The following is a 19,985-nucleotide window of genomic DNA, read 5'->3' as shown; positions in this document are numbered from 1 at the left end:
GCTCACGGCCGCTGCGCAAGAACCATACTTTCGCGCATCGGACGTGATCGAAAGAGCCGTTCAGCCGGTCGCGCCCGGACCCGCGGCCAGGTCAGGCGTACGGCCGACACGACCGGGTGATCCGATCCTGGCGTCGAGGGCGTACCGTCGGGCGGACGCCTGCTCTGGAGAGACGATTGAGCTACCCACCGCCTTCTGACCCGACGCGGCCGTACCCCGCGGAAGAACCCGTATCCGGTCAGCCGTGGTCGTCCCCGTCGGGCGATTCCCTGTCGGCCGAGCCACCACGCCCGCCGGCGCCGTCGTTCCAGCCGGGCTATGCCTCGCTGCCGCAGCCGAACGCGCAGAGCAGCGGACCGCCGGACGGCTACCCGCCCACCTCGCAGTTCCCGGCCCAGCCGGGACAGCCCCAGCCCGGCCAGCCGCAGCCGCACTACGACGCGCAGGCCGGTTACCCGCCGCCGGACCAGCAGGGCCAGTTCCCGCCGCCGGCCTACCAGCCGCCCGGCTACACCCCTCCAGGCGGCTACGGCCAGCCCGAGTACGGCCAGGCCGGCTACGGCCAGCCCGGCCAGCCCGAGTACAGCCAGGCCGGCTACGGCCAGCCCGGCCAGCCCGGCTACGGCCAGCCCGGTCAAGGCCAGCCTGGTTACGGCCAGCCCGGCTATGGGCAGCCGGGATACGGCCAGCCCGGCTACGGCGCCACCCCTCCGCCCCCGAAGCGCAGCAACGTCCCGCTGGTCGCCGTTCTCGTGGCGGTGGTGCTGCTGCTGTGCGCAGGCGGCGTGACCTCGGCCGTGCTGCTGGTGAACCGGGCCACCGACAAGGCCCAGGAGAAGATCGACTCCCTGCCGAACTTCCCCACCGAAATCCCGGACCTGCCGACCGACGCGCCCGGCCTGCCCACGGAGCTGCCCACCGATCTCCCGACCGAGCTGCCCACCGGCCTGCCGAACCTGCCCAACGTGGATCCGAACCAGGAGCTCAAGGTCGAGTACGAGGTCACCGGCGACGGGCCGGCCGAGATCGTGTACGTGGAGAAGCTCGGCGGCGACCCGCAGCGGGTTCGCAACGCCTCGCTGCCGTGGCGCAAGACGCTGACGATGAAGGGCTCGTCGCTGGTCTCGGTCATCGCCGTCCGGGGCGCGACCTCGGAGGGCAAGCTGAGCTGCAGCGCCAAGGTCGACGGCCAGGAAGTGGCCCAGAAGACGAGCCAGGGCAGCTTCATCACCGCCGCCTGCACCAAGCTGATGTTCTGACCGCCGGTGGGCAGCGGCAGCCGAGCGGACGGTCGTAGGCTGGCGTCGTGACGACGTCGACCCCGGCCGATCCACTCGTCGGGCGCATGCGCCCGTTCGGCACCACCATCTTCTCCGAGATGTCCGCGCTGGCCGTGCGCACCGGCTCGGTCAACCTCGGGCAGGGCTTCCCGGACACCGACGGGCCGCCGGAGATGCTGGCCGCGGCTACCGCCGCGCTCGGCTCGGGCGCGAACCAGTACCCGCCGTTGCCGGGCATTCCCGCGCTGCGGGCCGCGATCGTGGCGCACGAGCAGCGGTTCTGGGGCCTCGACCGGGACCCGGACACCGAGGTGGTGGTCACCGCCGGCGCCACCGAGGCCATCGCCGCGAGCATTCTGGGGCTGTGCGAGCCCGGGGACGAGGTTGTGTGCTTCGAGCCGTACTACGACTCGTACGCGGCTTCGATCGCCCTGGCCGGCGCGGTCCGGCGGCCGGTCACGCTGCGGCCCGGCCCGGACGGGCGGTACGGCTTCGACGAGGGTGAGCTGCGCGCCGCGTTCGGGCCGCGCACCCGGATGATCCTGCTGAACACGCCGCACAATCCGACCGGCAAGGTCTTCACCGGCGACGAGCTCGCGCTGATCGCGGGGCTGTGCCAGGAGCACGACGTGTACGCCGTCACGGACGAGGTCTACGAGCACCTGGTCTTCACCGATGCCGCCGCGCCCCACATCCCGCTGGCCACACTGCCGGGCATGCTGGAGCGCACCCTGCGGATTTCCTCGGCGGGCAAGAGTTTCTCCTGCACGGGCTGGAAGGTCGGCTGGGCGACCGGCCCGGCCCCGCTGGTGTCGACCGCGATGCGGGTGAAGCAGTTCCTGACGTTCGTGAACGCGGGACCTCTCCAGCCGGCGGTGGCCGTCGCCCTCGCCCTGCCGGACTCCTACTTCACCGGCTTCCGCGACGGCCTCCAGGCCCGGCGGGACCGGCTCGTCTCGGGCCTCACGGATGCGGGCTTCGGCGTGCTGCCGTCCGAGGGCACCTACTTCGTGACCGCCGACATCACCCCGCTGGGCGGCACCGACGGCGTCGCCTTCTGCCGATCGCTGCCGGAACGCTGCGGCGTCGTGGCCGTGCCCACGCAGGTCTTCTACGACCACCAGGAGCAGGGCCGGCGGCTCATCCGCTTCGCCTTCTGCAAACGCGAGGACGTCATCGACGAAGCCGCCAAGCGCCTCCGCACCCTCGCCTGAACCCGACAAAGCCAAGCGGCCCAAGCCCGAACGGCCCAAGCCCAAACGGCCCAAGCCCGAACGGCCCAAGCCCAAACGGCCCAAGCCCAAACGGCCCAAGCCCGAACGGCCCAAGCCCAAGCGGCCCGAGGTCAAGCGGTCGGCAAAGCCAAGCGGCCCGGCAAAGCCAAGCGGCCCGGCAAAGCCAAGCGGCCCGGCAAAGCCAAGCGGCCCGGCAAAGCCAAGCGGCCCGGCAAAGCGAAACGGCGGCCCGAGCGATCCGCCCGGCCCGCCGCTCACCCACAGCTACGCGGGACTGGCCGACCGGACCTCGTCCGCCACCCGCTCCGCGATCGTCCGTGCCTGCTCCTCGGTGACCGCCTCGACCATCACCCGCACCAGATGCTCGGTGCCCGACGGGCGCAGCAGCACCCGCCCGGTCTCCCCCAGCTCGTCCTCCGCCAGCGCCACCGCCGCTTGCACTGTCGGGGCCGCTGCGCCCGCCTGCCGGTCCTTGACCGGGACGTTGATCAGCACCTGCGGCAGCTTGTGCAGCACCGACGCCAGGTCGGCCAGGGACTTACCGGTCTTGGCGATCGTCGCCATCAGATGCAGGCCGGTCAGCACGCCGTCGCCGGTCGTCGCGAACGCAGGCATCACAATGTGTCCGCTCTGCTCGCCGCCCAGCGCGTAGCCGCCCGCCGCCAGTTCCTCCAGCACGTACCGGTCGCCGACCTTGGTCTCCAGCAGCTTGATGCCCGCGTCCTTCATGGCCAGGCGCAGGCCCAGGTTGCTCATCACCGTCGCGACCAGGGTGTCCTCGGTGAGGGTGCCCGCCTCGCGCATCGCCAGGGCCAGGATCGCCATGATCTGGTCGCCGTCGACCACATCGCCGGCCGCGGTCACCGCAAGGCAGCGGTCGGCGTCACCGTCGTGGGCCAGGCCCAGGTCGGCGCCGTGCTCCAGGACGGCCGCGCGGACCGCCTCCAGGTGGGTGGAGCCGCAGTTGTCGTTGATGTTGAGGCCGTCGGGGTCGGCGTGGATCGCGATGACCTCCGCGCCGGCCTCCTCGTACGCCGTCGGGCCGACCTCGCTGGCCGCGCCGTTCGCGCAGTCGACCACGACCTTCACCCCGGCCAGCGGGTGCGGGGTCGACTCGAGCAGGTGCTTGACGTAGTGCTCGGCGCCGTCCAGCAGGTCGTGCACCCGGCCCACGCCGGCCCCGGTCGGGCGTCCGACCAGGCCGTGCCCGTCCGCGATGGCCGCCTCGATCTTCTCCTCCAGCTCGTCCGGGAGCTTCTGGCCGCCCGGGGCGAAGAGTTTGATGCCGTTGTCCGGCATCGGGTTGTGCGACGCCGACAGCATCACGCCGAGGTCCGCACCGGCCTGGCCGACCAGGTACGCGACCGCGGGCGTGGGCAGCACGCCGACCCGGACGACGTTGGCGCCGGCGCTGGTCAGACCGGCCACGACCGCCGCCTCCAGCATCTCGCCGCTGGCCCGCGGGTCACGCCCGACGATCGCCAGTGGCTGGTGGCTGGCGTCGCTCTCGATGAGCACCCGGGCAGCCGCGACCGCGACCGACAGGGCCAGTTCCGGGGTGAGCAGGTCACCGTTCGCCAGCCCGCGTACGCCGTCAGTGCCGAAGAGTCGCCCCATGGCGGTCGTTCCTTTCGCCGGTGCCGCCCCTGTTCGGGTGCGGTGGGCCGGTGCCGTGTTGTGAGGGAGGGAAACGCGAACGGCCGGGCACGCCCTACGAGGGGCGCACCCGGCCGTCCGGTCAGACGTGGTGCAAGACGAGCGCTGCGATCAGCGCTTCGAGTACTGCGGAGCCTTGCGGGCCTTCTTGAGGCCGTACTTCTTGCTTTCCTTGACCCGCGAGTCACGGGTGAGGAAGCCGGCCTTCTTCAGGGCCGGGCGGTCGTCCGGGTCGTTCGTGATGAGGGCCCGGGCGATGCCGAGGCGCAGCGCGCCGGCCTGGCCGGTGATGCCGCCGCCACGCAGGTTGGCGATCACGTCGAACTGCTCGGGCTTCTCGGCGGTGGCCAGCGGCTCGCGGATGAGCTGCTGGTGCACCTTGCTCGGGAAGTACGCCTCGAGGTCGCGGCCGTTGCAGGTGATCTTGCCGGTGCCGGGGATGAGACGCACCCGGACGATGGCCTCCTTGCGGCGGCCGACAGTCTGGATCGGACGGTCACCCGGGCGCGGGGCACGCACCGCGGCGGGGGCGGCCTCGACGACCACGACGGTCTCGGCGGGAACCTCGGCGGCCGGAACCTCAGCGGCGGGGGCCTCGGCGGTGGGCTCCTCGGCGGGAACCTCAGCGGTGGGCTCCTCGGCGGGAACCTCAGCGGTGGGCTCCTCGGCGGCGGCGGGCTCCGCGACGGTCTCGGCGACCTCGGGCTCGACGATGTCGGTCATGCTGTTTCCTTCGCCCGCGCTCACTGCGCGATCTGCTTGATTTCGAACGGCACCGGCTGCTGCGCGGCGTGCGGGTGCTCGGCGCCCGGGTAGACCTTCAGCTTCTTGATGATCTGGCGGGCCAGCTTGTTGTGCGGGAGCATGCCCTTGACGGCCAGCTCGACCGCGTGCTCGGGGCGCTTGCTCAGCAGCTCCTCGTAGCCGACCTGCTTCAGACCACCCGGGTAGCCGGAGTGCCGGTAGGCGACCTTGGTCTGCCGCTTGTTGCCGGTCAGCGCGACCTTGCCCGCGTTGATGATCACCACGAAGTCGCCGGTGTCGACGTGCGGGGCGAACGTGGGCTTGTGCTTGCCACGCAGGAGGGTGGCGGTGTGGGTGGCGAGCCGGCCCAGAACGACGTCGGAAGCGTCGATGATGTGCCACTGACGCTCGATCTCACCCGGCTTCGGGCTGTACGTACGCACAGAATTACCTTGTCTCGTCGTCGGTCTGGGGGCGCGCGCTGGCCGCGTCAAGCACGAACATCGAGCCTACCCGAACGGGCATGCTCGCAGCTGTCGCACAACAGCAGGCAACAATACCCGCCTGTGCGGCGCGCGGTCAAAACGGGCGGTGGGCCCGTCGTGCAGACGGGACCGGATAACGTAGCGCTCCTAGTTTAGGCGGTCCCCCGCGGCACGCCGACATGGGGCCGGGTGATTCCACCCACGGTGATGACCCGCTGACGTGAATGCCTCTTAGCAGGCTCGAAACATACGGGACGCGGAGCCGAAATTACCCCCCGGCACGCTTCGGACATGGCAAGTGGTGCGGGCACCCCGACGATGCGGCCAGGGCTCCGGCCCGGCGGCGCGCCCGGGCGCACCACCCATGAACCACCGCCAGGGTTGAGGACGGACCTGGCGGTGCCCGCTGAGCCGGTTGACCGGCTCGGCACCGGGAAGCCGCGGCGTGTGCCGGTCGGAGGTACGGCGGAGAACGCAGGCGTGACATGGGAGCGGGTCGACGCTGAGGACGGCGGTCTCCGAGCGTGCCCTTCGGTGGACCGGCCGGCCACGCCGCGGCTTTCTGGCAACCCTCCCCGCACCTCAGTGTGGGGAGGGCGGGCCGCCGGATGACCGAACGGGCCGGCAGCGCGCGAAGAACCGTGATCACCGCAGCAGCACTCGCGGAGCCCACGGCGTCGCTGTCCGGCTACACGATAGGCGTGACTTCCGACCGCCGCCGGGACGAGCTGGCCGGTCTGCTGGAGAACAGAGGCGCCCGCGTGGTGATCGCCCCCGCGCTGCGCATCGTCCCGATCGCCGACGACGCGGAGCTGCGCGCGGCCACCCGGGCCTGCCTGGCCCAGCCTCCGGACATCGTGCTGGTCAACACGGGGATAGGCATGCGGGGCTGGCTGGAGGCGGCGGAGGGCTGGGGGCTGGCGGAGCCGCTGCGGGCGGTGCTCTCCCGGGCGTACCTGGTCGCCCGCGGCCCGAAGGCCCGGGCCGCGATCCGGTCCGCCGGCCTGCAGGACCAGTGGTCGCCCGAGGGTGAGAGCTACGAAGAGGTCGTGGAGCACCTGACCGCCCGCGGCATCGCGGGCCTGACGGTGGCGATGCAGCTGCACGGCGAGAGTCAGCCGGAATACACCGAGGCGCTGCAGGCGGCCGGCGGCCGGGTGATCGAGGTCCCGGTCTACCGCTGGGCGCCTCCGGTGGACCCGGCGCCCCTGCACCGTCTGGTCGACCTGATCACCGGACGCCTGGTGGACGCGGTGACGTTCACCTCAGCCCCGGCGGTCGGGGCGCTGCTGCGGGCGGCCGGCCCGAGCACCGAGCCGCTGCTGGAGAGCCTGCGCGTCGACGTCCTGTCCGCCTGCGTGGGCCCGGTGACCGCGGCGCCGCTGCGCCGGCATGACATCCCGGTGGTCACCCCGGCCCGCGCCCGGCTGAGCGCCCTGGTCCGGACGATTGTGGACGAGCTTCCCCGCCGGGCGCTGTCGCTGGAGGTGGCCGGGCACAAGCTGACCCTGCGCGGCCACGCGGCGATCGTCGACGGCGACCTGAAGCCGCTGGCCCCGGCGCCGATGGCGGTCCTGAGAGCGCTTGCTGCGACTCCGGGCCGGGTCCTGTCCCGGGCGGCCCTGCTGCGCGCCCTGCCCCGGGGCGCGGACGAGCACGCGGTGGAGATGGCGGTGGCCCGGCTGCGCGCCGGCCTGGGCACGCCGGGCGTCATCCAGACGGTCGTCAAACGCGGCTACCGCCTGCCGGCCTGAGCGGTTCGCTCCCCGGCAGAGCAAAACGGCTCCCCGGAGCAGAACGGCTCCCGGAGCAAAACGGCTCCCCGGAGCAGAACGCGGCGGCCCGCACCCACACGGACCGCCACGCGGAAGACGATGCCGGGTCACCCCACGGTCGCGGGGAACCCTCTGCCCTGCTCGGCGACCAGAGTCGCCATCGCGTGCTCCACGACCCCGACCAGCACGGACTTCACCGAGTCGCGGTGCCGGGCGTCACACATCAGCAGCGGTACGTGCGGTGCGATCGCCAGGGCCTCGCGGACCTCCTCCGGTTCGTACCGGGGAGCGCCGTCGAAGCAGTTCAGTGCCACCAGGTACGGCAGGTGACGGTTCTCGAAATAGTCGAGCGGCGCGAAGGCGTCGGAGATCCGCCTGGTGTCCACCAGGACCGCCGCGCCCACCGCACCCCGGATCAGCTCGTCCCACATGAACCAGAACCTGGTCTGGCCGGGCGTGCCGAAGAGGTACAGGATCAGGTCGTCGGCCATGGTGATGCGGCCGAAGTCCATGGCGACCGTGGTCGTCTCCTTGCCGGGCACCTTGGACGCGTCGTCGATGCCTTGTCCCGCCGAGGTCATCACTGCCTCGGTGGTCAGCGGCTCGATCTCGGAGACCGCACCGACCAGGGTCGTCTTGCCCACGCCGAAGCCGCCGGCTATGACGATCTTCGCGGAGGTGATCTCCTTGGGTTGCGCCCCCGCCCGCTCAGAGCTTGCGAAGTCCACTCAACACCCTTTCCAGCAGATCCATCCGCTCCGTGAAGCCTTCCTTGGGAGCGGCACTGTGCAGCGTCAACAGCCCGTCGGCGACCATGTCGGCGACGAGCACCCGGGCGACTCCCAGCGGGAGCCGGCTGTAGGCCGCGATCTCGGCCAACGACTGCGCCCGCGGCTCGCACAGCACGGCGATGCGGTACTTGTCATGCCCGGCGAACCGGGATTCCTGCACGGCGGCCTGGCTGGCGACCAGGACCGCCTCGATGGGGATGTCGCGACGCGGCTCCGTCCGGCCCCGGGTGACCGCGTACGGGCGGACCAGGTTGCCCCGGGGGTCACTGGGTTGTCCCATCGTGCGGTCACCTCCTTCCGGCACACATCAGCAGCGTTGCGGGGTCGTACGGGTCAGACCTGGTGCGCGACGGCCTCACGGGGTGCGGGCACCAGGGCGGCACCCACCCGCTCGACCAGCAGAGCCATCTCGTAGCCGACCTGGCCGACATCGCAGCTGCGCGCGGCCAGCACGGCCATCGACGACCCGTCACTGATGGACATCAGGAAGAGGTACCCGCTGTCCATCTCGATGATCGTCTGCTGCACCGCGCCGGCGTTGAACATCCGCGACGCACCGTCGGTGAGGCTGACGACACCGGATGTGATCGCGGCGAGCTGATCGGCGCGGTCCGCCGGCAGGTCCCGCGACGAGGCCAGCAGCAGGCCGTCGGCGGAGACCGCGACGACGTGCGCGATACCGGCCACGCTGTCGGCGAAGTTGCTGAGCAGCCAGCCCATGTCCTGCATGGTGGGGGGCCTGGTCACTGTTAGTTCTCCTTCGGAGCAGGGGCGCCCGCTGCAGCTTCTTCACTGCCGGCCGTACGCCCACGTTGCACACCGCGGTGGTACGCGGAGAGGAGGCCACGTACCTCATCCGGGCTGCGACGGTTCTGATTGCGCGGGCTGCTCTGCACGCCACCGGGGACGAGCTGGGCCTGGGGCACCCGCTTGGGTAGTCCGGAACGGGTGGTGTCGGTGACGGAGGGTTCCGCCGCGGCCATCGCCCGCTGCCATCCTTCGTCGGCGGCGGTACGCCAGGCATCCTCGGCCGACCTGCGTGGCCGGGGCACCTGGGCACCGCTGTCCGGACCGGCGTCCGCCGGTCGCGAACCATTCTGCCCCGCGTTCGGGGCGCGGGAGGTCGTCGTTTCGGCTCGGGCCGGCGGGGAGACCGGCGCCGGTGGGGACACCGGGGCCGGTGGTGCCGGTGGGGCCACCGGAGCCGGAGCCGCCGGGGCGGGAGCCGGGGCCGCTGCCGCCGGGGCGGGAGCCGGGGCCGCTGCCGCCGGGGCGGCCGTCGCGGTCGCGGCGGGCACCGCGGCGTGCGGCTGGTTCGGCGGAGGCGCGTAGCCCGCGGTCGGCATGCTCCACTCCTCGGAGATCGGCCCGGCGTGTCCCTTGAACCAGCTCTGCTGCATCTCGAGGAAGATCGGCGAGGTCTCGCCGCGGTCCTCGGGCTGGGCGGCCGGCGGCGGGGGCGGCGGCGGCATCGCGGCGAGCGCGGCACCCCAGCCGTTCGGGTTCGGGCTGGCCGGTTGCCGCGGGGCCGGCACCGTGCCACCGTCCGGCGTCGCGAAGCCCGAGGCCGGCGCGTAGTTCTGCTGCACCTGCCGGTCGGGCGCCGCGGCCTTCATGGTCGGGTACGCCATGGTCGGCGAGCTGGTGGCCGTGGAGCCGAAGCCCGAACCGGCGACCGGCGCGGACTCGGCCGGCGGTGTGACCCGGGTGGGCAGCGGGGGCCGGTCGGTGCTCGGGAGCGCGTCGCCACGCTTGGGCAGGACCGGACGGTCCGGGGTGGGGGTGCCTTCGCCGCGGCCCGGCAGCTGCGAGGGCTGCCGCGGGAGCTGCGGGTGGGCCGGCTGCTGCGGCTGCTGCGGATTGCTGATGGTCGAGAAGCCGCCGGCACCGGCCCGGATCAGGCCGTCGTCGGAACGCTGCTGCCCCCAGGGCTCGGGCGCGATGGCCGGCAGGGTCGCCGTCGCCGCGCTGCCCCGGCCGAGCGGCATCGGGTCGTTCCAGTTGGCCGGGGCCGCGTCGAGCTGGCGGTTGCCGCGGCTCGGCGGGTCCAGCGGGCGGTTGCTGGGCAGCACCACGATGTGGTTCGGCAGGATCACCTGGGCGACCGTGCCGCCCTCGATGTTGGCCCGCAGCTCCACCCGGATGCCGTACCGGTTGGCCAGCCGGCTGACCACGGCCAGGCCCATCAGCCGGAACGCGGCCACGTCGACGTCCGGGGTCTCGGCCAGCCGCCGGTTCAGGGAGTCCATCTGTTCCTCGGACATCCCCAGCCCGCGGTCCTCGACCTGGATCACCACGTAGTCGCGGATGCGCCGGCCGTCGGCGACCACCACCGTGTTCGGCGGCGAGAACCGGGTCGCGTTGTCGAGCAGCTCGGCGACCAGGCGCACCACGTCGTTGACGGCCACGGCCGTGATCGAGATGTCGGTGTCGACGGTGCCGAACTCGATGCGGTTGTAGAGCTCGACCTCGGACTGCGCGGCACGCAGCGCGTCCACCACGAGGGCGTCCTCGCGGCGCGGCGGGCTGGAGTCGGCGCCGGCCAGGACCAGCAGGTTCTCGTCGTTGCGGCGCATCCGGGTGGCGAGGTGGTCGAGCTCGAAGAGCTGCGCGAGCCGCTTCGGGTCCTCCTCGCCGCGCTCGATCTGGTCGAGCTCGCCGATCATCCGGTCGACCAGGCTCTGCGAGCGGCGGGCCAGGTTGAGGAACATCGCCGAGACGCTGGTGCGCAGGGCGGCCTGCTCGGCCGCGATCCGGACCGCCTCGCGGTGCACGACGTTGAACGCCTGCGCCACTTGGCCGACCTCGTCGCGGTTGCTGAGCCGGATCGGGTCGCGGACCTGCCGCACGATGTCGTCGGCGCCGCCGTCGCCGAGGTTGCGCACGTCGCGCAGCCGGGCGACCGCCTCGGGCAGGTCGCGGTTGGCCACGGCCAGGGCGCCTTCCCGCAGCCGGCGCAGCGAGAGGTTGAGCGAGCGGGCCAGCACGACGGCCAGCGCGATGGCGATGATCAGGGTCAGCAGCACCAGGCCGGCCTCCATGGCGGCCTGGCGGCCCACCGCGGAGCTCTCGTCGGACGCCTGCTTCAGGGTCTGGTTCTCGAGCCGCTGCTCGGCCCAGCGCATCAGGTCGACGACCGCGCCGAAGGACTGGGTGAGCTCGACCGGCTCGATCGCGTCGGAGCGGTTGAGCTGGGTGGCGTACTGGTCGGCGAGGTTGATCGCGTCGCCGGTGACCGTGTTGTCCACCAGGGCGCGCTGCTGCGGGGTCGCCACCAGCGCGAAGCTCTCGAGCGCCTCCTGCTGGCTGGTCTCCGTGGCGGTCAGGACCGAGAGCTGCTCGGTGCTGACGTCGCCGGAGGCGCGGGAGGCGTACGCGACCGCTTCCTGCTCAGCGGTGCCGGCCTTGGCCCGGGCGAACGCGGACACCGCACGCAGGCTGTCGGCGACCGTGCCCTCACCGGCGTACTGGCTCAGGACCTCGCCGTAGCCGACGAGGTCGGTGAGCACGACACCGTAGCGCAGCACGACCTCGGAGACGGCGATCTCGTCGCGGTCGGTCACCTTCTTACGGGTGGCGTCCATCGTCTGCAGGTGCTGGTCGATGCGGTTGAGCCGGTCCTGCACGGCGGGGGGCGGCTCGTCGAGCTCGCGGCGGTCGGCCGTGTACCGCTGGATGCGCTGGTCACTGAGGGCGATCGCGGCGTTGTAACCGTCCGCTTTGGTGTCCGGGGCCGCGAGATACTGCGCCGCGGCCATCCGCTCCTTGTGGAGGTACTGCGTCAGGTCGGAGACGTCGGTGGAGAGCTCGGTCAGGTCCTCGACCTGCCGGGCGTCGAGCGCCGAGCCGCCGACGTCGACGAGCCGGACGGTGGCCAGCGCGAGCACGGCCACCAGCGGCACGAAGAGGATCAGGGCGAGCTTGGACCGGATCCGGGCGTCACGCAGGCGCGGGATGCGCCCGCGCCGCTCCCGCGTCCCGGAGCCGCTCGACCGGCCGGTGTCCGCGCTGGGTCCCACCGGGTTTCCGGCGGCGCGAGCGGGGTAGGTCGAAGCCTGGGTCGAAGAACCGGTGCTCACGACATCTCCTCGCTGGTCATCCCCGCATCTCTTCGCCCACCCCGATACTGCCGCCCGGGAATAGCCGATCCACGCGACAGGGCTCGTGCCACACGCGGCACGGCCGCGATTTCATCAGAGACGGCAACGGTTTGGGAAGTCTGCGACGTTCCGGAAACACTGTTCACGGCGCGCTGACAATCAACCGTTCGGCTCGACAATCGACACTGCGTAGGCGTTGACGTGCACGAATGTAACCATGGCAACTTTCCGTGTTGGTGCAGTGACGCTGATCCATCAAGATTCCAACCACTATGTGGGAAAGTCATCCCGTCGGCCGTCTGCGGCGCAGCTTGACCAGGGACCTTCACGTTGGCAAGGTTTGGCGCGATCGAACGGACGGACTGTCCGTGTGCGCGCGGTCCACACCGGACAACGTTGCGTTCACCGGGATGGTTCAATCCCGGGCTCCGCCCCCTAGGAGGCACCCGCAGTGAGGCTCCCCCGCCGTCTGACGGCGTCCGTGGCTGCATCGACGCTCGCCGTCGCCGCGCTGACGGGCTGCGATTCGGACCCCGAGACCGGCGACAAGACGCAGATCGTGATCGGCGCCGACCTGGATGCCTCCGGCTCCGCGGTCGACTTCGCGTACACCCGGGCGCTGCAGCTGAAGATCGACCAGGTGAACGCCTCGGGCGTGCTCGGCTCCCGGGAGCTGGTGCTGCGCACCCAGGACAACCGGTCGGACCCGACTGCCTCGTTGCGCAACATCAGCACGTTCGCCGCGGACCCGGCGGTCGCCGCGGTGATCGCCGGCTCCTGCGGCCAGTGTGTGGTCGACTCGGCCAAGACGATCAACGACCAGCGGATCCCGACCATCGCGCTCGCGGGCGCCGACGAGGTGACCACGCCGGTGCAGAGCCGCCGGTACGTCTTCAAGCTCGGTCCGAACTCGACCGACAGCGTGGCCGCCATGGTGGCCGAGCTGACCCGCAAGAAGACCAAGTCCGCCGCACTGCTCTACGCCGACGATCTGTACGGCCGGGCCGCGCAGAAGAAGATGGTCGACCAGCTCAAGGCGGCCAAGATCACGCTGTCCGGCAACCGCAGCGTCAAGCCGACGGCCACCGAGATCAGCCAGACGGTCGGCACGCTGACCGACGCCGGCCCCGAGGCCCTCGTGGTGCTGGCCGGCTCGGATCTGGCCACGCTGGCGGCCACCAGCGCCAAGGCGGCCGGCTTCACCGGCAGTGTCTACTTCGACGCCGCCGCGGCCGGTGACCTCTTCCTGCCGCAGGCGGCCGCGAACGCCACCGACCGGACCACCATGGTCTTCACCCAGATCCTGGCCATCGACGACGTGATCGCCACGACGCCGGCGAAGGCGGCCCGCAAGCAGTGGTTCCGCGACTACACCGCCCGCTACGGCAGCTATTCGGGGGTCGCGGCGTTCGCGGCCGACGCGGTGGAGCTGATCGCCGACGCGGTGGCCAAGGTCGGCGGCGACCGCCAGCGGATCCGCGACGTGCTGGAGACCTCGCAGACCGACGGCCTGGCCGGCCCCATCCGGCTGACCCCGGACAACCACTCCGGACTGATGCCGCAGGCCCTGACCCTGCTGGTGGCCCGCAGCGGCCGCTGGCGCCTGCTGAGCTGATCTCCACCCGGACACCGAGAAGCCGGCCGACTCACGACGAGTCGGCCGGCTTCTTCGTCGGCGGGATCAGCGCTGCGAGGTCGTGGCGCGCACCCAGGGCAGCGCGAGCCGCTCCACGAGGACCAGCGCGTAGTAGAGGACGATGCTGATCAGGGCCAGCAGGGTGATGGCGGCGAACGCCGTCGAGGTGTCTCCCTGGCCACTGGTCTGCACGATGATGGTGCCGAGGCCGCTCTCGCCGTACTGCATCTCGCCGACCACCACGCCGATGACCGCGAGGGGCATCGCCACCTTGAGCCCCACGAAGATCTGCGGCAGTGCGGCGGGCAGCCGGATCCGGGCGAAGGTCTGCACCCGGGACGCGTCCATCGAACGGGCCAGCTCCACCAGGTCGGCCGGGGTGCTGGTCAGGCCGGTCGCGGTGGACAGCACGATCGGGAAGAAGCAGACCATGAACGCCATCGCCAGGATCGGTGTGCGCCCGTAGCCGAACCAGATCAGCACCAGCGGCGCGAGGGCCACCTTGGGCACCGCGTTGAAGGCCACCAGCAGCGGCGAGAACATCCGCTCGAACGGCCCCCAGGCGGCGATGGCGACCCCGAGGAGCACGCCGACGGCGACCGAGAGCAGGAAGCCCTCCACCGTCGCCGCGGTGGTGTGCCCGGCCTCGTCGACGAGGAACTGGCGGTAGCGGTTGAAGCCGTCGATCACCGCGGGCGGTGACGGCAGCACGACCGTGTTGATCGCGAAGAGGGCCGTGCCGGCCCACCAGAGGCCGATCGCGACGGCCAGGCCGAGCAGCGGCCAGGCCACGGCCGAGAGGGTACGGCGGCGGGTGGATCCCGCCCGGTCCGCCGGCGCCGGGGCGGGCGCTGTCGCCACGTCAGTCATCAGTCTTTCTCGCTCCCCTGGTCCAGGCACGGGGCCGGCCGGCTATGACAGGCCCCGTGCCCGGCCGGATCAGGCGTTCGGCACCAGGTCGAAGCTGATGACCTGCTCGGGCGTCAGTCCGGCCTGGATCTGGCCGGAGCCCTGCAGGATGGCGATGCTGCGGGCGACCCGCTGGCTGTCCAGGGCGCCCACCGGCACACCGGAGGCCTCGGACCGCACGAACGGCGCCATCAGCGTCAGTTCCGCCGCGGCCGACTTGGGGTCGGCGGTCGGCACGTTCTTCTTCAGCAGGTTACCGGCCTCGTCCGGGTTGGTGATGGAGTCCTCGAGGCCCTTGAGCAGGGCCGCGGTGAACTTCTTGACCTTCTCGGGGTTGTCCTTGGCGTACTTGGTGCTGGTGATCAGCACGTTGCCGTAGAGGTCCTGCAGGTAGTCGCTGTACGGCAGCAGCACGGCCGGCTTCTTGGCGATGCCCTCGATGGTGGGCTTGCCGACCACGAACTGGCCGATGCCGTCCACCTTGTGCGAGGCCAGCGTGCCGAACAGCGTCTGCGGGTTGCCGTTGACGAAGTTGACCTTGGACGCGTCCACGTTGGCCAGCTTGGCGTACGTCGGGAACAGGTTGCGCACCACGGAGCCGGGGGTGTCGGCGAGCGTCTTGCCCTCGAGGTCCTTCGGCGAGGTGATGCCGTAGCCGTCGAGCGACATGATCGCGGCCATCGTGCGCTGCTGCACGGCGCCGACGGCGGTGAAGCCGGTGGCCTTGGCCGGGCCGCCCGCGGCGAGCAGGCCGCCGGTCAGGTCGATCGGCGTGAACTGGGCGGTGCCGGCGACGATCTGCTTGATGCCCTCACCGCTGCCGCCGCCGGGCTTGATCTCGACGTCGAAGCCGGCGTCGCGGAAGTAGCCCTTCTCCTTGGCCACATATGCGTACGAGTCGCGGCCGAAGGTGCCGAACGACGTCAGGTAGGTGATCTTCTCCAGCGTCTGCGTGCCGCCGGACGCGCTGCTGTCATCCCCGTCGTCGCTGCAACCGGCTGCGGCGGCGAGGGTCGTGGCCAGCGCGGCGGCCACGAGCGTGCGGGTGAACGTTCTTCTGTGCACCGTGTTCCTTCCCAACCGAGGGGGTGTCGAGGCAGTCGGCGTCGGGGCGGAGGGTGCACCGGCGCCGCATGGTGGTGTGCGGGAACTCGCGCGTTAGCGTAGGGGACCCCGGGCGGATGATCGATGACAGGTATGTCTCAGAAGCCCTTGTGGACGGGGTGGTCGCGGCAATGAGGCAACGGCTGGCTAGAGTGTCAGCGCATCGATCCGAAACTATCGGGAGCACCCGACGATGATCCGTCTCACCGGCGTCTCCCGGACTTTCGCGGGCCGATCCGGCACGGTGGAGGCCCTGCGCGGCATCGACCTGGCGGTCGGTGACGGCGAGTTCGTCGCCGTGCTCGGCCGCTCTGGCTGCGGAAAGTCCACACTGCTGCGATTGATCTCGGGCCTGCTGCCGGTGACCGCGGGCGAGGTCGAGGTGTCAGGCGAACGGGTGACCAAGCCGCGCCGGGACATCGCGATGATGTTCCAGAAGCCGGCCCTGCTGCCGTGGCGCACGGTGCTCGACAACGTGCTGCTCCCGATGCAGATCTTCGGCGGCAAGAAGGCGGACCACCGCGACCGCGCTCAGCAGCTGCTGAGCATGACCGGGCTGTCCGGGTTCGAGAAGCGGCTGCCGCACGAGCTCTCCGGTGGCATGCAGCAGCGGGTGGCCCTGTGCCGGTCGATGATCGCCCAGCCGCGGGTCATGCTCATGGACGAGCCGTTCTCCGCGCTGGACGCGCTGACCCGCGAGGAGCTCTCCGGTGAGCTCCAGCGGGTGCACATGGAGCTCGGCACCACGATCGTCTTCGTCACCCACTCGATCGACGAGGCGGTACTGCTGGCCGACCGGGTGGTCGTGCTGAGCCCGCGTCCGGGCCGGATCCGCGAGATCATCGACATCGACATCCCGCGGCCCCGCACCCTGGGCCGGGGCGCACACCTCGAAGAGGTCGCCCGATGCAGCGCCGAGCTGCACGAACTCCTGATGGCCTGAAGGATCCGCCGATGCGCGTCAGCCTGTTCACCGAGCCGCACCGCGGCGCGACCTACGACGACCAGCTGCGGCTGGCCCGGCACGCCGAGGACGGCGGCTTCGAGGGCTTCCTGCGCGCCGACCACTACCAGTCGATGGGCGCCGACCCGGGGCTGCCCGGCCCGACCGACGCCTGGCTGACCCTCGCCGGCCTGGCCCGCGAGACCTCCCGGCTGCGGCTGGGCACGCTGGTCAGCTCGGCGACGTTCCGGCTGCCCGGACCACTGGCGATCATGGTGGCCCAGGTGGACGCGATGAGCGGCGGCCGGGTCGAGCTGGGGCTGGGTGCCGGCTGGCTGGAGCGCGAGCACACCTCCTACGGCATCCCGTTCCCGCCGCTGGGTGAGCGCTTCGACCGCCTCGAGGAGCAGCTCGCGATCATCACCGGCCTGTGGTCGACACCGGACGGTGCCCAGTTCTCCTACGAGGGCAAGCACTATCAGCTGCTGGACTCGCCGGCGCTGCCCAAGCCGGTGCAACGGCCCGGCCCGCCGATCATCGTCGGCGGCCGGGGAGCGAAACGCACCCCGGAGCTGGCCGGCCGCTACGCGGACGAGTTCAACATGCCGTTCAAGACGGTGGCGGAGACGGCGGCGGCTTTCGACCGGGTCCGGGCCGCGAGCGGGCGGTACGGGCGCAGCGTCACGCTGTCAGCAGGGATCGTCGTGGCCCTCGGCCGCACCGACGAGGAAGCCCGGCGCCGGGCCGCTCCCCTGCACGTGCCCAGCGCACTACCGCCGGAGGACCCGGTGGTCGGCTCGCCGGACGCCCTGGTCCAGCGCATCGGGGAGTTCGCCGCGATCGGCGCCACCCGGGTGCACCTGCGGGTCATCGACATGTCCGACCTGGAGCACGTGGAGTTGATCGCGTCCCGGGTCCTGCCTCAGGTGGGAGAGCTATGACAGAGCAGGTGCTGGGCCAGGTCGGCCAGGAGATTCTGCTGGAGAACGACCGGGTGCGCGTCTGGCACATCACGCTGGCGCCGGGCGAGACCCAGCCGCTGCATCACCACGGCCTGGCGTACGTGGTGATCGCCGTGCAGGGCGCCAAGAACGTGATCCACACCGCGGCGGGCGAGCGCATCGACGTCGAGGAGGAGACCGGCAGCGTCGTCTACCGCGAACCCGGCCAGACGCACATGCTGACCAACGCCGGTGACACTGTGTACGTCGGTCGCATCGTTGAGTTGAAAACCGGTGCCGAGGCGGCCTGAGCGGAAATTTGGCCTGCCTTAAGAAGCAGGCTCTGGACTGGCCGCGGCACGGACCATTCCGTACCCTGCCCGGCATGGCATTTCGGACGTGGGCCAAGCTGCTGGCCGCCACCCTCGGCGTGGGCGCGCTGGCCGGCGCGAGCCAGCTGGGACTGGCGTACGGCCTCGGCATCGTACGGCTCACCCGCGTGCTGGACGTCACCACGCGTGATCAGTGGACCGCCCAGCTGGCCTGGGTCGCCTGGGTGCCGATGCTGGCGGCCGTGGCGGGCGCCCTGACCGGGGCCGTGCTGCTGCGGCGCTGGTCGCCGGGCCCACCGGCCGTCGGTCCGGGCACCGAGCTGGCGCTGGCCCTCTCGGCCGCGATCGGTGCCGGCGTGGTGGTGCCGCTGACCATGCAGCCGGCCCGGACCGCGCAGGTCGCGGGTGTGAACCCGGTGGTCGTGATCGCCATCTGCGCCGGCCTGGGCACGCTGGTCGGCGTGTTCGCCGCGTGGGCCGCGCTGGCCCAGGCGGTCGCCCGGTGGAGTCTCGTGACGATGGGCGCGGCGGTGTGGGCGATCGCGCTGGTGTCGGTGGCGCCGTCGCTGGCGCCGAGCGATCCGCTGCCCGCGATCCGCCTGGGTGTCTTCGACGCCGGCTTCCTGTCTCCGGCGGTGACCCAGCGGACGGCCCTGGCCACGATGCCGGCGCTGGCCCTGGTGATCGGCGCACTGCTGGGCTGGACGGCCCGGCGACGCGAGCTCCCGACACTGACGATCGCGCTGGCCGGGTTGCCCGGGCCGGCGTTGCTGACCATCGCGTACCTGATCGCGGGCCCCGGTGGCGGCAACGACCGTTACCAGGTGGTGCCGTACTGGGCGGCGATGACCGCCACGGGCGCCGGGGTGCTCGGATCGGTGCTGGCCGCGGTGCTGCGCCGCGGCCCGGACCCGGACGACGACGGCGAGCTGGACGGTCAGGAGCCGGAGAAGCCGCCGCTGCCCAAACGCACCAACCAGCCGGAGTCGGCGATCGCGGCGGCGGGCGGCGGGCCGGCGGTTGATCAGCCGCTGCGCCCGGTCGACACCGGCGTCTTCGATCTGCCCCCGCGCGGCCGCCCCGGCGACACGCCGACGCCCGCCTTCCCCGCGGCCGACCCCGCGGCCGCTCCGTCCCACAGCGCCGCTCCTTCCCACAGCGCCGGTCCCTCTCAGAGCGCCGGGGCCGATCACGGTCCGGGGTCCGATCGTGGTCCGGGGTCCGATCGTGGTCCGGGGTCCGATCGTGGTCCGGGGTCCGATCGTGGTCCGGGGTCCGATCGTGGTCCGGGGTCCGATCGTGGTGCGGGCCGTGACCGTGGTGGCCCGGGGTCCGGTCATGGCTCGGGGTCCGGTCCCGGCTCGGGGTCCGGTCACGGCGCGAGGTCCGGTCACGGGTCCGGGGCCACGGCTGCCGGGCCGGCGGATCTCGGCGCCGGTCTCGGCGCTGGTCTCGGCGGACCACCGCCGGTCGCGACCAAGCCCGAGAAGCCCCGCCGCCGCGGACGCCGTTCGAGCTTCGCCGACGCCTTCATCGGCCGCACCGGCGAGTTCCCGGCCACCCCGCCGAGCGGCACTGCCGCACCCCGGCACGAGGACAGCACCGGCCGGTCCGGGCCCGACGACCATGAGCCGGCTCCGTTCGATGCCTTCAGCCGGCCCGACCCGGCGACGGCTCCCCGATCCGGCGGCGCGCCGTGGTCCCCGGCCGCCCAAGCACCCCGCACCGAGCCGCAGCCATACGTCCCCGAGCCCGCCACCCGCCCACTGCCGCCCGGTGTCGGCACGTCCGTCCCGCAGCAGCCGCGCGGTGCCGGCGGCCGGCTGGGTCGGGGCCTGCGCCCGTTCGGCCGGGGCAAGTCCGCCGAGCCGCTGACGCCCGAGCCGACGCCGATCAGCGCGCCGCTGCCGCAGCCCGATCCGGTCACCCCGCCGCTGCCGGTCACCCCGGCCCCGCGGGCCGAGGCGGCGCCGAGCCCGGTGGGTGAGACGCCGGACGGCAAGCGCCGGTCCAAGGGCGGCGGCAAGGACGAGGACTATGTGGACTGGGTCAGC

At 72.0% G+C, this 19,985-nt stretch carries 17 protein-coding genes; 7 read left to right on the top strand and 10 right to left on the bottom strand.

Going from position 1 to position 19,985, the window contains the following annotated elements; translation table 11 throughout:
• Nucleotides 1-176: 176 nt before the first annotated feature.
• Both ACZ6S4_RS37885 and ACZ6S4_RS37880 read left to right on the top strand, forming a co-directional pair.
• Entirely contained in the window at nucleotides 177-1,259 is a 1,083-nt protein-coding gene (locus ACZ6S4_RS37885; protein WP_465479524.1) for an MmpS family transport accessory protein, read from the top strand.
• Between the two features lie 47 nt (nucleotides 1,260-1,306).
• On the top strand, nucleotides 1,307-2,494 hold the full coding sequence (locus ACZ6S4_RS37880) for a pyridoxal phosphate-dependent aminotransferase (RefSeq protein ID WP_465479523.1): 1,188 nt from the start codon (nucleotides 1,307-1,309) through the stop codon (nucleotides 2,492-2,494).
• Between the two features lie 285 nt (nucleotides 2,495-2,779).
• On the opposite strand, the gene glmM is transcribed toward ACZ6S4_RS37880, so the two are convergent.
• The 3 genes from glmM to rplM form a co-directional block, all read right to left on the bottom strand.
• Nucleotides 2,780-4,132, bottom strand: a complete 1,353-nt coding sequence (gene glmM, locus ACZ6S4_RS37875) for a phosphoglucosamine mutase (protein WP_465479522.1) — start codon at nucleotides 4,130-4,132, stop codon at nucleotides 2,780-2,782.
• Nucleotides 4,133-4,282: 150 nt separating this feature from the next.
• Nucleotides 4,283-4,717 (bottom strand): 30S ribosomal protein S9, encoded by a 435-nt coding sequence (gene rpsI, locus ACZ6S4_RS37870; protein WP_451911287.1) that lies wholly within the window; start codon nucleotides 4,715-4,717, stop codon nucleotides 4,283-4,285.
• 197 nt (nucleotides 4,718-4,914) lie between these two features.
• Nucleotides 4,915-5,358: a 50S ribosomal protein L13 gene (gene rplM / locus ACZ6S4_RS37865; protein ID WP_203776528.1), complete on the bottom strand. Its 444-nt coding sequence runs from the start codon at nucleotides 5,356-5,358 to the stop codon at nucleotides 4,915-4,917.
• 650 nt (nucleotides 5,359-6,008) lie between these two features.
• Between rplM and ACZ6S4_RS37860 the strand changes: the two genes are divergently transcribed.
• Nucleotides 6,009-7,154 carry a uroporphyrinogen-III synthase gene (locus tag ACZ6S4_RS37860; RefSeq protein ID WP_465479521.1) on the top strand — a complete coding sequence of 382 codons (1,146 nt, stop codon included), beginning with the start codon at nucleotides 6,009-6,011 and terminating at the stop codon, nucleotides 7,152-7,154.
• 128 nt (nucleotides 7,155-7,282) lie between these two features.
• Here the strand turns inward: ACZ6S4_RS37860 and ACZ6S4_RS37855 are convergent, their stop codons facing one another.
• The 4 genes from ACZ6S4_RS37855 to ACZ6S4_RS37840 are packed head-to-tail and all read right to left on the bottom strand — an operon-like array spanning nucleotide 7,283 to nucleotide 11,985.
• Nucleotides 7,283-7,903 carry a GTP-binding protein gene (locus ACZ6S4_RS37855; RefSeq protein ID WP_203776533.1) on the bottom strand — a complete coding sequence of 207 codons (621 nt, stop codon included), beginning with the start codon at nucleotides 7,901-7,903 and terminating at the stop codon, nucleotides 7,283-7,285.
• Nucleotides 7,884-8,246: a DUF742 domain-containing protein gene (locus ACZ6S4_RS37850; RefSeq protein WP_360551876.1), complete on the bottom strand. Its 363-nt coding sequence runs from the start codon at nucleotides 8,244-8,246 to the stop codon at nucleotides 7,884-7,886. Before ACZ6S4_RS37850 ends, ACZ6S4_RS37855 begins: the two co-directional genes overlap by 20 nt.
• Nucleotides 8,247-8,299: 53 nt before the next feature.
• Complete coding sequence (locus ACZ6S4_RS37845) at nucleotides 8,300-8,713, bottom strand: roadblock/LC7 domain-containing protein (RefSeq protein ID WP_199515804.1); 414 nt, start codon at nucleotides 8,711-8,713, stop codon at nucleotides 8,300-8,302.
• 2 nt (nucleotides 8,714-8,715) lie between these two features.
• Entirely contained in the window at nucleotides 8,716-11,985 is a 3,270-nt protein-coding gene (locus tag ACZ6S4_RS37840; protein WP_465479630.1) for a sensor histidine kinase, read from the bottom strand.
• A gap of 532 nt (nucleotides 11,986-12,517) precedes the next feature.
• Here ACZ6S4_RS37840 and ACZ6S4_RS37835 point away from each other — a divergent pair.
• Nucleotides 12,518-13,681 (top strand): ABC transporter substrate-binding protein, encoded by a 1,164-nt coding sequence (locus ACZ6S4_RS37835; RefSeq protein WP_465479520.1) that lies wholly within the window; start codon nucleotides 12,518-12,520, stop codon nucleotides 13,679-13,681.
• A gap of 66 nt (nucleotides 13,682-13,747) precedes the next feature.
• Here ACZ6S4_RS37835 and ACZ6S4_RS37830 read toward each other — a convergent pair whose 3' ends face one another.
• Complete coding sequence (locus tag ACZ6S4_RS37830; protein ID WP_465479519.1) at nucleotides 13,748-14,572, bottom strand: ABC transporter permease; 825 nt, start codon at nucleotides 14,570-14,572, stop codon at nucleotides 13,748-13,750.
• A 69-nt stretch (nucleotides 14,573-14,641) separates the two neighbouring features.
• Complete coding sequence (locus ACZ6S4_RS37825; RefSeq protein ID WP_465479629.1) at nucleotides 14,642-15,634, bottom strand: ABC transporter substrate-binding protein; 993 nt, start codon at nucleotides 15,632-15,634, stop codon at nucleotides 14,642-14,644.
• A gap of 274 nt (nucleotides 15,635-15,908) precedes the next feature.
• Here ACZ6S4_RS37825 and ACZ6S4_RS37820 point away from each other — a divergent pair, with 274 nt between their 5' ends.
• The 3 genes from ACZ6S4_RS37820 to ACZ6S4_RS37810 are packed head-to-tail and all read left to right on the top strand — an operon-like array spanning nucleotide 15,909 to nucleotide 17,910.
• Complete coding sequence (locus ACZ6S4_RS37820) at nucleotides 15,909-16,658, top strand: ABC transporter ATP-binding protein (RefSeq protein WP_465479518.1); 750 nt, start codon at nucleotides 15,909-15,911, stop codon at nucleotides 16,656-16,658.
• Nucleotides 16,659-16,669: 11 nt separating this feature from the next.
• Nucleotides 16,670-17,599, top strand: coding sequence for an LLM class F420-dependent oxidoreductase (locus tag ACZ6S4_RS37815; RefSeq protein WP_465479517.1), 930 nt, complete (start codon nucleotides 16,670-16,672; stop codon nucleotides 17,597-17,599).
• Nucleotides 17,596-17,910 carry a cupin domain-containing protein gene (locus ACZ6S4_RS37810; protein ID WP_360551863.1) on the top strand — a complete coding sequence of 105 codons (315 nt, stop codon included), beginning with the start codon at nucleotides 17,596-17,598 and terminating at the stop codon, nucleotides 17,908-17,910. The genes ACZ6S4_RS37815 and ACZ6S4_RS37810 overlap by 4 nt, the downstream gene beginning before the upstream one ends.
• On the opposite strand, the gene ACZ6S4_RS37805 is transcribed toward ACZ6S4_RS37810, so the two are convergent.
• Nucleotides 17,811-19,271 carry a hypothetical protein gene (locus ACZ6S4_RS37805; RefSeq protein ID WP_465479628.1) on the bottom strand — a complete coding sequence of 487 codons (1,461 nt, stop codon included), beginning with the start codon at nucleotides 19,269-19,271 and terminating at the stop codon, nucleotides 17,811-17,813. The two genes, ACZ6S4_RS37810 and ACZ6S4_RS37805, sit on opposite strands and share 100 nt — an antisense overlap.
• Between the last annotated feature and the right edge of the window lie 714 nt (nucleotides 19,272-19,985).

The organism is Actinoplanes sp. NPDC051405 (genome assembly GCF_055586185.1).
This window is presented reverse-complemented; position numbering and strand designations above follow the sequence as displayed.